The organism is Paraburkholderia sp. J11-2, assembly GCF_905220185.1.
In the GTDB taxonomy this organism is placed as follows: Bacteria; Pseudomonadota; Gammaproteobacteria; order Burkholderiales; family Burkholderiaceae; genus Paraburkholderia.
Window position 1 is genome coordinate 37,225 of sequence record NZ_CAJMYY010000009.1, and the last position, 13,323, is coordinate 50,547.

Consider the following 13,323-nt stretch of genomic DNA (forward strand, 5'->3'; position numbering starts at 1 on the left):
GGAGGCTCGATCGTGGCAGGCGCATTGTTATGGAGCTCGGCATCGCGCACAGACGTAGGACGTGTGCGGGCGCTCAACGAGGATGCATGTCTCGATCTGCCCCAGAAGGGGCTTTGGGCGGTGGCCGACGGCATGGGCGGGCACACGGCCGGAGACTTTGCCAGCGGCATGATCGTGCGCTCGCTCGGCGGCCTGGCTGTCCCCAACACGCTCACGAGCTTCATGGCCACCGCGCGCGGCACGCTGCAGACGGTGAACCACCAGCTGCGCGAAGAGGCGGCGCGGCGCGCGGTTCGCATGATCGGCAGCACGGTTGCCGTGCTGATGGCGAGGGGGCGCGAATTCGGCTGGCTATGGGCGGGCGACAGCCGCATCTATCTGTACCGCGATGCGCAGCTCGAACCGCTCACGACTGACCATAGTTACGTGGCGGAGCTTCAGGCGCAGGGGCATTTGAGCGCCGAAGCAGCGCGCCACCATCCATCGCAGCATCTGATAACACGGGCCGTCGGTGCGGCAGACTGGCTCGATCTGGACGAAGGCCGCATCGTCGTGCGCGACGGAGACCTCTTTTTGCTATGCAGCGACGGGCTGAGCAATGAAGTTCAGGGCCCTGAGCTGGTGCGTGCGCTCGAGGGCGGCGACTGCCAGCAGGCAACTGAAATGCTCGTGGAGATGGCCTTGCAGGCCGGCGGGCGCGATAACATCAGCGCGGTCGTCGTGAGGGTGGAGGATCCGGTTGGGTCGGATCGCACGCTCGTGAATCCTGCTGTGGGGCGCTGAGTGCGTGGGTGTTGTTGTTTCTGGTTTCTTTGGCGTTTCCTTGTGTTCGTGTCGGTGTGCCAGCGTTGCCCCTGTGCGGGGCGGCACCTACTTTTCTTTGCAGCGGCAAAGAAAAGTAGGCAAAAGAAAGCCGCTCAAACCGCTAGCGCCTGCCACAGTTCACATCGCGCCACCACAGGTGAATGGCTCCGGAGCGTCTGTCACCTCGCACCATTCTCGTTAGTGACAAGGGGCTCGTCCGTTCCCGCTGCTCGCTACGCGCGCAGCGGCCGGGTCTGCAAGGGAAACCAAGGGTACGAGTCAGCTTTGCGGGAACTCACGCGCCCCAATGGTTTTGGGTTATGCCCTTCGGGGCGCATAGCGCCACCGGAAGGATGAGCGCCTTGTCACTCAGTTCGGTGGTGCGAGGTGACAGACGCTCCGGAGCCATTCACCTGTCGTGGCGCGAGATGAACTGTGGCGGGCGCTAGCGGTTTGAGCGGCTTTCTTTTGCCTACTTTTCTTTGCCGCTGCAAAGAAAAGTAGGTGCCGCCCCGCACAGGGGCAACGCTGGCATACCGACGCGAAACCAAGGAAAGGCCAAAGAAACCAGAAACAACAACAAACACAACCTCAAGACTCCTTCCCGTGATTCACCTTCTCGGCATGCCGAAAATCTTTCGAATGAATACCATGCTTCTTAAGCAGCATCTGCAAATGCGACCGGTTCATATCACAGCGCCGAGCAAGCTCGGCCACCGTACCACCAGTCTCCTGCAATCCGCGCTCGAGAAACGCGCGCTCAGCCTCATCACTCGCGGCACGCTTCGCATCGCTAAGCGAGAGTGGCGCGCCAGCCGCCTCGGCTTCCACCGCACGTAACGCCAGCGCCGCAGGCTTAGGCCGAATATCATCGGGCAAGTGCTCGATATCAGCCGTATCGCCGGCCAGACACGACAACCGATACACGAGATTACGCAACTCGCGAATATTCCCCGGATACGCATAAGTCAGCAGAAAGTCCCGCAACTTGGGCGTGAGCTTCACAGGCCGGCGCTTAAGCTGCCCGGCAGCCTCGTCGCCAAAGTAAGCAATGAGCAGCGGAATCTCATCGTTGCGTTCGCGCAGCGCAGGCAGCGTGACATGAATCACGCTCAACCGGTAAAAGAGATCCTCGCGAAACTGCCCTTGCGCGGCAAGTTCTCGCAGGTTGCGGTTGGTCGCAGCAACAATGCGCGTGTCCACGCCAATGGGCTCATCGGAACCCACCCGCTGAATTTCGTGCGATTCGAGCACGCGCAGCAGTTTCACCTGCCCCTGCAGCGGCAACTCACCAATCTCGTCCAGAAAGATCGTCCCCGTATGCGCGCTTTCGAATTTCCCCTTGCGATCGCTCGATGCGCCCGTGAACGCCCCTCTGCGATGCCCAAACAACTCCGACTCGAGCAGGTTCTCAGGTATCGCGCCACAGTTGACTGAGATATACGGGCGGTCGGCACGCGCTCCGTTGGCGTGGATCACCTTCGCCATCAGCTCCTTGCCCGTACCGCTCTCGCCGTCGATCAACACGGGCAGGTCGGTAGGCGCCGCCTTTTCCGCGATCTCCAGCGCGGCCAGCAGCTTCGCGTTGTCGCCGAATATGCCTTCGAATATGAAGCTGCGCTCGATGAGCGCCTCGCGCCGCCGGTGCGCGGAAGGCGCGAGCGCATCCGGCCTTTCCAGCGCATCGAGCGCCTCGGGCGCCTCGGCCGCCGCTTCGACAAAGCGCTCCTTGCGCGAGAGTTGCATGACTTCGTCGCGCAGCGCGTTCGACTGGTTCAAAAGCTTTTCGATATCGGTGCGCTCGAGCCGCGGTGCCCAGCGCAGCGTGGAGCGCAGGATCTCGATCTTTTCGAGCAGCCCCGCATAAGACACCACGGAGCTGCCGAATCCATGCGGGTCGAAGAGTTTCATGATGCCCCCAGCTGCTTTTGAACAAGCTGGTAATACATGCCCTTGCGCTCGACAAGCTCTTCATGCCGGCCCTGCTCCACGATAGCGCCTTCGTAGAGCACGAGAATCTTGTCCGCCCGCATGATGGTGCTCAGCCGGTGCGCGATGATGAGCGCCGTGCGACCCTCCAGGATGTCGTGCATGTTCGAGAGAATGTTGCTTTCCGACTGCGTGTCGAGCGACGAGGTCGCTTCGTCGAACACGAGCAGGCGCGGGTCGTGATAAAGCGCACGCGCAATGCAAAGGCGCTGGATCTGCCCGCCCGAAAGACCCATGCCGCGCTCGCCCACCACCTGCTCGTAGCCAAGCGGCAACTTGCTGATGAACGCGTGCGCGTCGGCCATGCGCGCCACTTCCTCCATGCGCCGCCAGTCCGGCGTAGCATCGCCGCAGGCGATGTTCTCGGCAATCGTGCCGGAAAAGACGAGGTTCGTCTGCATCACGTAGCCCACCTGGGCGCGAAAGTACGCGTGATCGATCGCGCTCATGTCGTAGCCGTCCACGTTGATCTTGCCTTCGGTCGGTGCGTAGAAGCCCACCAGCAGCTTGGCGAGCGTCGTCTTGCCGGAGCCGCTGCGCCCCACGATCGCCACCATCTGGCCGCGTGCCACCGAAAAGCTGATGTTCTCCAGCACGTAAGGCGTTTCGTTGCCGCCATAGCGGAAATACACGCCGTCGAATTCAATATCGCCCTGCAGGTCCGGCAGCAGCACGCGCGAGCCGAGGTCAGCCGGCTTCTGCTCGGGCTCGATGTCGAGCACGTCGCCTAGCCGCTCCATCGCGACCGCCGCATCGTTCATGAGGCTCCACAGCCCGACCAGACCCATGAGCGGCGCAAGCACGCTGCCCATGAACGCGTTGAACGCGATGAGCTGCCCGATGCTCAACTCCTGGTCGAGCACCAGCGTGGCACCCGCCCACAGAATCACGATCGTGGTCGCCGCGTTGAGCAACTGACTGCCTAGCCCCACCAGAATGTGGAATGCCTGCGCGCGGTACTGCACTTCGAGTGACTTCGCGTACTTGCGCTCCCACTTCAGGCGCACCGCTCTTTCTATGCCCATGCCCTTCACGGTTTCAACGCCGCCGAGCGTTTCCATCAGCATGGAGCGCGAATCCGTGGACGCTGCAAAGACGTCGCGCGCATAGCGTTTAATGCGCGGCGTGGCAATGGCCGTGAGCGCCATGATGGGAATCACGAACGCGATGAGCAGCAACGTCAGCTTCACGTTGTAGAGAAACATGATCGTGAAGTAGATGAAGATCATCAGCAGATTGAGCGCCGTGGTCACCGTCGATTCGGTGAGAAACGCGCGTATCGTCTGGTTCTCCTGAAAGCGCGCGAAGATGTCGCCCGTTTTACGGCGCGCGAAGAACGAGAACGGCAGCGACATCGTGTGCTTGAAGAACTGCGACATCATCGCGAAGTCGAGACTGCGCACCATGAAATTCGACAGATGCGCGCGTATCGTCGTCATGAGCTGCGTGAATACGTGCGAAATAATGAGCCCCACGATCAGGAGATGCAGCAGGCTCACGTTCTGATGGACGATCACGCTGTCGAGAATGGTCTGGATGATGAGCGGCGGCACGACACCGAGCAGCTGGATCACGAAGGTCGCGAGAAAGAGGTGAGCGAGTATTTTCCGGTACGGCAGCAAGTAACCGATGAAACGCACCCACGGCGAGCGCGTCGCCGCCTGCGCGCCGGTCGTGTCGCCAGCGGTGAACAACAGGCACGTGCCGTTCCAGCCGCGCTCGAATGCTTCGACGCTCAGCTTGCGAAAGCCGAGCGCCGGGTCGGCCACCCTCACCCACTGCTTCGAAACGCCGTACACGACGATATAGTGGTAGCCCTCCCAGTGCGCGATAAAGGGCAGCTCGAAGCCTTGCAGCGCTTCGTATGTGCACTGCACGCCGCGCGTGGTGAAGCCAAGCGCCTCGCCGGTGCGTGCGAGACTCTCGAGCGTCGCGCCCTGCGTCGTCACGTTCGCGAGGTCGCGCAGCTTGCCGAGCGTCATGGGAATGCCGTAGTGACGGCAGATCATCGCGAGGCACGCCGCGCCGCAGTCCATCTCCTCGGCCTGCTCGACCAGCACGAAGCGCTTGATCACGCGCTCGCTGAATTTCGCGTCCGCGCCGCTGTCCACGGCAACCGGCCGGCTGCGGCGCTCCGCGAGCTTCTTTTGCCGCTGCAATTCGCGCTCGTTGAAGCGCACGCGCTCTTCCAGCACCTCGCGCAACTTGGGGTTGCGCTCCAGCATGAAGTGCACGGTCTTTTCGGGAATCACCAGCAGCCGTACATCGGTGAGCGCCGTGACGCTCGCGGGCTGATCCTGGCGAAGCAGGCAGGCGCGTTCACCGAAGATCTCACCCGCGCCGAGTTTCGCGATCTGATAGACGGTGCCTTCTTCCTCGCGCGCGATGCTGACCTCGCCCTGACGCACGACATACAGGCGCATGTCGCCACCAGCGCCCTGATGGATGATCTCCTTGCCGGCGCTCACGCGCTTGACGCCCACGCTCGACACATATTCTTCCAGCTCGGCGCGCGAAAGCTTGCCGCGCAGGTCGAAAAGCCGCGTGACGAAGCCGCCTGCCGAGCTGATCGCCACATAGCTCGTCACGAAAGACTGCGCGGCCGGATTCGCGGCGAGCAGCGGCTCGAGCGCGGCGCGCGGAATGCACAGCACCTCGGTTTTTGCCGAGGCGCGCACCGACACTTCGTGCCAGTAGTCGCGCAGCATGGCGATCTCGCCGAACACCTCGCGTTCCTTGCGCACGCCGAGGCTCATTTCCTTGCCGCGCTCTTCGGCAATCAGGCGCACGGAGCCCGAGCGGATCACATAGAGGCCGGCAGCGGGCTCGCCGCGCTTGCAGAGCGTGTCGCCGAATGCGTAGGTGTGCGTTTCGACCTGCGCGGCGAGACGGTCGAGTTCTTCGCGCGAAAAGAGCGAAAGCGGTTCGACCGATGCGAGAAAATCCGCGAGCGAAGGTGCGCTGGCCGGTGCGGGCGCCTGGGTGTCCATCTGCTGGGCTCTGCGCGCTCAGTGCGCGTCGATGATATGTTCTTGCGCGCGCTCCGCGAGCCACTCTTCGCGCAAGAGCCGCCGCACCTCGGAAGCCACGTCCGCTTCGAGCGACGCCGGATGCTTCGCCGTCACGCAGAAAATCTCGAAGAACGAGTCATCCGGCGCGGGAAACGGCCCGAGCAGGTCGCCAACCTGCGCATTGAACACCTTGGCCTCGATGTCCGTTTTCAGGGACCCGCGCAGCACCTTGCCGATCACGCCGCCGCGCTCGCTCGTGTCCGCGATCGAATGCTCGCGCGCCATTTCGCCGAATGCCTGCGGCTCGTCCTCGAGAATCGACATGATTTCACGCGCCTTGCCTTCCGAGTCCACCACGATGTGGCTCACTTCGATGCTGTCGAATTTCGGCGAATTGAGCTTGAAATAGCTGTCGACCGCATCTTCGTTGCAGATCAGGTTAAATGTCTTCTCCTGGTAGAGCGTGTCGGTAATGAAGTGCTCGAATTCGTCGAGGCTGATACCGAACACATCGAGGTAGCGGTTCATGTCCGCCGCGCGGTGCAGCCCCCGCACGCGGCGAAACTGGTCGGCGCGCTGCTGGATTTCGTCGGGCCCGACCTGCACGCCCATTTTCTTCGCGGCGATGACCGTAAGCCGGTCGCGCACCTGCTGTTCGACCAGGCTTTCGAACTGCCCCGTGAGTTTCAGCACGCGAATGAAATCTTCCGTGCCGATCGCTTCATCGTCGATCCGTACGATTGTCGTCATTGCTTTCCCCTGAGTTCTGATACCCGAATTCTGGGCGGGTTAGCGCCTTCAACCCGCAATTTGCCGGAACGGGTCCAGCGCGAAATCGATCAGGCGCCGCTCGCGCACCACGATTTCGGCGGTCGCCGTCATGCCGTAGCGCAGCGGATACGTCGCGCCGCCAATCGAAAAATGGTCGCGCGCGAGCCGCACGCGCCCTTCGTACACCGGCTCCTTGGTCTGCGCCTGCGGCTTCGTGGTCGGCGAAATATATTCGAGCGTGCCGTCCACCACGCCATAGCGCTGATACGGAAACGCGTTGAACTTCAGCTTGACCGGCAAGCCCTCGCGCAGGAACGCGCGGTCCTGCTCCGGTATCGCGACCTTCACGACCGGGCGCGCATTGGCTGGCGCAATGCCCCCGAGCGGCGTGTTCGCCTGGATCTTGTCGCCGGGCTGCGTCGTCGTCACGTCCGTAATCACACCCGAGACCGGCGCGAGCACGAGCAGGAAGTTGTCCTTGTCGATGTTCTCGAAGCGGATGCGCGCCGCGGCGTCGGCGGCAAGGCGCGCGGTTTGCACCTGCAGGCGCAGCTTGTCCTCGGTATTGGCGATTTCGCGCTCGGTCGCGTCGTATTCGATGCGCAGCGACGTGAGCTGCCCGGCGCTGCCTTCGAGTTGCGCCGTCGCCTGCGCGAAGTCGTGGCTCGTTTGCGCCTGCAATTCGGTGAGCCGCGCTTGCGCGATGCGGTAATTATTGTCCGCCTGAACGAACGCGCTGCGCTTTTCCTCGACCTGGCTTTGCGACACGCCGCCGCCGCCCGGAAGCGCGAACAGGCGCTCATACTTGTTCTCGTCTTCCTTCGCGAGGTCGCGCACGTGGCGCGCGTTGTCGATATTGCCGCGCGCCTCGTCGAGTTGGGCGTTCTCGGCCTGCTGGAGCTTGCTCGTGCCTTCCGCAACGCGCGTTTGATGCATATGCTCTTCAACGTCCATCTGCGCCTTGAGCGCCTCTGCCTTGCGCTCCATCAGCGCCTTTTTCTCGGGGAACTCCTTCCAGTCGCGTTCAGCGTCGTCGAGCTTCAAGCGCGCATCGAGCGCGTTGGTCGCCGCCTGAATCGCTCCACGCGCGTTGATGCGTCCGATCACGTCGTCCTTCTCCACGGGCTGCCCTTCGGCGATATAGATATCCACAAGCTCGCCGTCCACGGGTGCATAGATACGGCGCACTTCGGACTCCGGAGCAAGCGCGCCTTGTGCGCTGACGATCACATCGGCGCGCCCGACAAACGACCATAAGAGCGCGCACACCACGAGCGCAACCATCGTGATGATCGTGGCTTCAATGAGACGCCACGGGCGCGCGGTGAGAATCGCCACGCCCTCCTCGCTATGGTCGCCCAACGCCTCGCCAAGCGGTCGCGGCGGTTCGGGCGCGGCATGCGAACCGTACATGCCGAACGCCTTGCGCAAGCGCTCAATGAGCAGGGACGGATTCACCGTGCCCTCCCGCTAGCGCAAGCTTTTCGAGCGCGCCCGCATGGGCTGCGAACGGCGGCGTGGTGAAGTGGGCGGCGGCCAGACGGTCGTGCACGGCCTGCACGTGGCCCGCATGCGCCTCGCTATCGATCTGCTGATACTGCTCCATGTCGGCGCGCACGGCGTCGAGCCCCGCAAGGCGCGGATAGCGCTGCGCATAGTCGCTCAGCATCGTATTGAGCGCGTCGAAGCGGTCGCTCGCCAGCGCGCTGTCGATCGCCTCGTGGATGCGATCGAGCGCAGCCACATAGACCGAGTCGTCGCTCTGCAGCTTGCGCAAGTGGCTGAGCGAGTCCGCGTACACGGTGGCAAACGCCGGCACGTAGGCCGAGATGCGGTCGAATGCACGCTGATGCTCGCCAGGGTCGTCGTTCCAGCGGCTCGTCAACGTGTGGATCGGCGCCTCGTCGCGGTAGATGCGAATCGGCGCTTGCGGGCCTTCGCGCCCCTGCACGAACGACTGAAGCGCGCCGATCCAGTCGATGTTTTCCACGAGCGGCGCGGCGTCCGGATTGTGGCGCGCGAGCGTGCGCATGTCTTCGACGATGGCGCGCGCGCGATCGAACGCACGCGCGTTGATCGCGGCAACCCAGTCGGGTACGTTGGCCTTGATGAGCGCTTCTGTCCCCATCGCGCGCCACGTGGTGTCGTTCGGGTGGCGCGTGAGGTATTGGTCGGCCACGCGCGCCGCGCTTTCGAACTGGCCGCTCGTGAGCAGGGCCTGCATGTCGCGCTGTGGGGCGCCCTGGAAATACGTGAGCGCAACGAGCGCGACGATCACGGCGAGCCCGCCGCCGCCCCACCGCACGAACGCGCCCATGTTGATCTTGCCGCTGCCGCCTAGTGCTTCGCTCAACTCGCTGAGGAAGACCTCGATGCGGCCGCGCCGGCGTTTCGCATCGTGGCCCGGTTCTGGCGCCTGCTGAGGCGCATCGGGATTGATCTCGTCGTCCTGTGCGGGTGCGGGGGGCGTGCAAAAGATGTCGAGAAACGAGTGCGCGCTGCCAATAAAGGTCGTGCGGTCGGCGTCTTCCGCCAGCACGCTGGCGCGGCGCTCGCGCGTCGCCGTCACGGTGGCGTCGCTCGCACTCGTGCTTTCGAGGCTTACGCGGTAGACGAAGTGCTCGCCGCCGAATGCGATGCGCTGGCCGTCTTCGAGCCTGACTGCGTGGTCGTCGAGCCGCTGTCCGTCGAGGAACGTGCCGTTGGTGCTGCCGAGGTCTTCGACATACATCGCGTCGTCCTCGGCATAGATGTGCGCGTGACGTCGCGACAAATAATTTACCTGGTGCGGATAGGCGTCGTGGTACTGCGAGAACGTCTCGTCGGCCTTGCTGACGAGGAACGGAAAACTGGTGACGACGATCTGCTGCAAGCCAAGATCGGCGCGCTCTGGCGTGAGCGTCACCACCGTTGCGCGTACGGCCGCGCGCGCCGCACGCGGCGCAAAACTCACGCGAAACGCGAGCGCGCCGGCGAAGCTGAGTTCGTCGCCGTCGTTGAGCACGTGGGGCTTCTGGGTGACTTCGATCCCGTTGACCGCCGTGCCGTTCTTGCTGCCCAGGTCGGCCACGTAGGCCGACGCGCCCTCGCGGAAGATGCGCGCGTGACGGCGCGACACATCCACGACGACCTCGGGCCGCGCCTCGGCAAAAGGCGGCTGTGTCCGCCCAACTGCGAACAGATCCTTGTCGATGCGGATCTCGCCCAGCTCCGCATGCGATATCGGCCGCAGCACGATATCGAACGTCCGCTCGAGCGATGTCTGGTTCTCGGCAAGGGAAGCGGCGTCAGGCACCATGATTCCGCCAGCGATCAGCAATTGTCAGCCAGGCCGCGCGTGGCGCAAGCGCCGCGTGCGCACTGACTCTCCGTGAGAAGCCGCGCGCCTCGCACATGGCGGTCGGGGTGTTAGAAAAGTGTAGGCGACTGTTGGCTGGAGTCAAACAACTGGCGTTGCCCGCCGTCACGAGCGCGCTCACTTGACCGGCGCTGCCGACACAGCGGAATTCGAGGCCACGTTGGCCACATCGACGTTGGGCCAGCCGCCGCCGATCGCCTTATAGAGGGTGACAGTGTCGGCCAGAATCTGCTCATGGTTGGCCAGAAGCGACTGTTCCGCGGAAGCAAGCGAACGTTCGGACTCCAATACTTCGAGCTGCGATACGAGCCCTTCTTTGAGCTGCGCCTCGACCTGCGCCGCGACGGTGCGCAGACGCTCGTTTTGCTGCAGCAGCTCGACGCGTTGCTTTTTATGCGCGTCGAGATTCACGAGCGCGTTCTCGACTTCTTCGAACGCCGTGAACACGACCTGGCGATACTGCTCCTCGGCAACCTTGCTCTCGGCTTCGGTCGTCTTGATGTGGGCGTGCACGCCCGGGTCGAACATCGGGAAGTTGATGCTCGGCATGAAGCTCAGCGTGAACACCTTGAAGAGATCGGAAAGCGAGAACGCAGCCGTACCGGCACGGCCCGTGAGGCTGAGGGTCGGCAGTTGCGCGAGCCGTGCGGAACCGACTTGATCATACGATTCGAGAATGCGGTACTGCGCCGCCACCACATCGGGGCGGCGCCCCAGCAACTGCGCGGGCAGGCCCATGGGCACGTTCGGCAGCTTCACGCGCTCGCGCAACTGGCCCGCCGGCATTTTGAACTCGCCCGCGGGCACGCCGACCAGCGTGCAAAGCGCGTTTTCGGCGGTATCGCGCTCGCGGTGCAGTTCCAGCAGCTCGTTCGCCACGCCGTTGACTTCGGCGCCCTGACGCAGCACTTCGGTTTTGGGCGCCAGACCGTTTGCGTACATCTGCTGGTAAATGGTGAGGATCTGTTTGTTCCTTCTGAGCGTGTCTTCCTCGTCGCGGATCTGGTCGTCGAACTGCAGGATCTGGAAATAAGTGCTCGCCACACTCGCAACGAGCGTCAAATAGCCTGCGCGCCAATCCGCTTCGGTAGCGTGATACTCGGCCTTTTGGGCCTGCACGCTTTTCTCGACTTTGCCCCAGATATCGATGTCCCAATTCACCTGAGTCGCGACGTTGTAGGTCTTCGAGAGCGCTAGCCCCGTGCTCTTCTCATAGTCGATCCCCGCGCCCGCGTCGACCGTGGGCAGTGCACCGGCCTGCACTTCCCCGATCTGCGCGCCGGCCACGCCAATGCGCGCCGCCAGCACCCGGATATCGACATTGCCCGCAATCGCCTTCTCGATGAGTGTATTCAGGTAGGGATCGTCGAACTCTTTCCACCACTGCGGATTGACCGTATCGGCCGCGGAAAACGTGCGGTTCGTATGCGCCCAGGCGTCCTTCTCAGGCATGTCGGGACGCCGATACACAGGCGTACTCAGATCCGTGCAGCCGCACAGCGCCACGGCACACAACCCGGCCGCACCGACGAAACGGGTCAGCCAACGCGACGCGCCGCCTGATACGTGTGCGGCGGACGGCGAGAGCAGTGTGTTCACGATCGACTCCTTAAGCGGAAGGCGGCGACGAGTGTGGCGATAAGCGCGGTGTGCAACGGATGCGGTGGTGGGCGGCGCCGTGGAGGCGGGGTAAGCCTCCACGGCTGGCAGCACGATCAGAAGTTGATCGTGTTGTGCGCCGTTTGCATCGGGTTGGTCGACGAGGCGATGCCCGTCACGAATGCCACGTCGTTGCCCGTGTTGCTCATGATGCTGTTGGTCTGGCCGATCACTTGCTCGGCGGTGAAGTTGGTGCTGCTGACCTTCACGCTCGGCATGCTCGGGTAGTAGATCGGCAGCGGGCCAAAGCCCAGGCCGCCGCCGCGCACGGCGCTCATTTCACGGCTGTCGAGTTCTTGTGCGCCGCTCAGGTCTGCAATCATCAGCTTGCTCATGGCAGTTCTCCAGATAAGGAATGCAACAGTGTTTGGGTTTTGAGCTGCAAGGTTGCGGGCTCGGGTCCAACAAGGCATGCGCCGTGCCAGGTGCGCGCGCGAGCGGGTGCACGGCGGCGCATTGCCCGCTGCATAAGGATTGCTCTGGAATTTCCGGTGTCTCACGCGCAGCGACTGGCGCTCGCCTGGCGTGTGGTGTGATGGGTGCGCGCCAACGCGTTGCGCGACTTATGTTGGCATGCTGCGAACACGGGTGAACTGCGTGACGTTAAAGCGTCGCAAACGTTCGCACGTCACGTTCGCGTGTGCGACAGATTCGTATGGATCACTTAACGTAAATGGTGATCTTCTTCGAGTACACAGGCGGGTTGTGCGGCACGTGGTGCGCGTCGCCCATCAGCAGCTGCAGCGTATGTTTGCCCGGCGGCAACTGAAGCGTGGTTTCGGTCTGACCGGCGCCGAAGTGCAGGTGGTTGCGATCGGATGGAATGGGCTGATCCATCGGCGGCAGGTCCGTATCGACGAGCAAGTGGTGGTGGCCCGTGTTGGGAAACTCGACCTCCGCGGGCGCCACGCCCATGTTGCGCAGGCCGAACCACACGCGAAATGGCCGCCCGGCCGGCATCACCTGGCCGTCGTTCGGCCAGCCTATATAGACGTGCGCGTTCGGGTCGGCCGGCGTCGTGCCTGCATGCGCCGCACCGCCCGCGAGCAGCACGAGGCTGGCAGCAAAAACGAGGAACCTGTTCATGGCATGCACTCCCGCTTCTTTTGCGCTGCGGCTAAAGACCGATGTCCTTCGCTATTTCACCGTGACCGTGATCTTCTTCGAGTAGATCGGCGGATCGTGCGGCACGTGCTTGTAATCGCCCATCAGCAACTGCAGCGTGTGCTTGCCCGGCGGCAGCTCGATCCGCGCTTCGGTTTCGCCCGCGCCGAAATGAAGATGGTTGCGATCCGACGGGATAGGCTGATCGAGCGGCGGAAGGTCCGTGTCGATCAGTACGTGATGATGGCCGGTATTCGCCTTGTTGATCCCCTTGGGGCACACGCCCATGTTGCGCAGCCCCATGCGAATCCAGAACTTGCCGGTCGGAATCGTCGCGCCGTCCGGCGGCCAGATGATGTAGACCTCTGCGCCCGGCGGGGAAGGCGTGCGCTCGGCGAACGCGAGACGCGGCATCAGAACGGCCGCTGCCAGGGCCAACAGGGTTGCTCTTCGTTGCATCTTCGTGCTCCTTGTTCGGCAGACGGCGCACGGCTTTGGAGTTCGGTGCGTGTTCTACAGCTTAGGTCGGATTCAAGCGGATGGAGAATAATCGGCGCGGCGCGCGCTTGCCACCGAGTTACTGCATCGCCCGGCGTGCGTGCTATTTTGTAGTTGTGCGCAGGCAGT

General features: G+C 63.2%; 10 protein-coding genes. 1 reads left to right on the forward strand and 9 read right to left on the reverse strand.

Going from position 1 to position 13,323, the window contains the following annotated elements; translation table 11 throughout:
- Nucleotides 1–63: 63 nt before the first annotated feature.
- Nucleotides 64–783 carry a PP2C family protein-serine/threonine phosphatase gene (locus tag U5A57_RS14390; protein ID WP_321911854.1) on the forward strand — a complete coding sequence of 240 codons (720 nt, stop codon included), beginning with the start codon at nucleotides 64–66 and terminating at the stop codon, nucleotides 781–783.
- A gap of 612 nt (nucleotides 784–1,395) precedes the next feature.
- Here U5A57_RS14390 and U5A57_RS14395 read toward each other — a convergent pair.
- From U5A57_RS14395 to U5A57_RS14435, 9 genes are all read right to left on the reverse strand, one after another.
- The gene (locus U5A57_RS14395; protein WP_321911856.1) at nucleotides 1,396–2,715 is read right to left on the reverse strand and encodes a sigma-54 dependent transcriptional regulator; all 1,320 of its coding nucleotides are present in this window, start codon (nucleotides 2,713–2,715) and stop codon (nucleotides 1,396–1,398) included.
- Entirely contained in the window at nucleotides 2,712–5,783 is a 3,072-nt protein-coding gene (locus U5A57_RS14400; protein ID WP_321911858.1) for a peptidase domain-containing ABC transporter, read from the reverse strand. The genes U5A57_RS14395 and U5A57_RS14400 overlap by 4 nt, the downstream gene beginning before the upstream one ends.
- Before the next feature lie 18 nt (nucleotides 5,784–5,801).
- The gene (locus tag U5A57_RS14405; RefSeq protein ID WP_321911859.1) at nucleotides 5,802–6,554 is read right to left on the reverse strand and encodes a peptidylprolyl isomerase; all 753 of its coding nucleotides are present in this window, start codon (nucleotides 6,552–6,554) and stop codon (nucleotides 5,802–5,804) included.
- Nucleotides 6,555–6,602: 48 nt separating this feature from the next.
- Complete coding sequence (locus tag U5A57_RS14410; protein ID WP_321912247.1) at nucleotides 6,603–7,988, reverse strand: HlyD family efflux transporter periplasmic adaptor subunit; 1,386 nt, start codon at nucleotides 7,986–7,988, stop codon at nucleotides 6,603–6,605.
- A gap of 22 nt (nucleotides 7,989–8,010) precedes the next feature.
- Entirely contained in the window at nucleotides 8,011–9,873 is a 1,863-nt protein-coding gene (locus U5A57_RS14415; RefSeq protein WP_321911861.1) for an FHA domain-containing protein, read from the reverse strand.
- Between the two features lie 177 nt (nucleotides 9,874–10,050).
- Nucleotides 10,051–11,523, reverse strand: a complete 1,473-nt coding sequence (locus U5A57_RS14420; RefSeq protein WP_415774630.1) for an efflux transporter outer membrane subunit — start codon at nucleotides 11,521–11,523, stop codon at nucleotides 10,051–10,053.
- 125 nt (nucleotides 11,524–11,648) lie between these two features.
- Nucleotides 11,649–11,927: a hypothetical protein gene (locus tag U5A57_RS14425; protein WP_321911862.1), complete on the reverse strand. Its 279-nt coding sequence runs from the start codon at nucleotides 11,925–11,927 to the stop codon at nucleotides 11,649–11,651.
- 325 nt (nucleotides 11,928–12,252) lie between these two features.
- The gene (locus U5A57_RS14430; RefSeq protein ID WP_028204268.1) at nucleotides 12,253–12,678 is read right to left on the reverse strand and encodes a DUF4399 domain-containing protein; all 426 of its coding nucleotides are present in this window, start codon (nucleotides 12,676–12,678) and stop codon (nucleotides 12,253–12,255) included.
- A gap of 51 nt (nucleotides 12,679–12,729) precedes the next feature.
- The gene (locus U5A57_RS14435) at nucleotides 12,730–13,155 is read right to left on the reverse strand and encodes a DUF4399 domain-containing protein (RefSeq protein WP_321911864.1); all 426 of its coding nucleotides are present in this window, start codon (nucleotides 13,153–13,155) and stop codon (nucleotides 12,730–12,732) included.
- Between the last annotated feature and the right edge of the window lie 168 nt (nucleotides 13,156–13,323).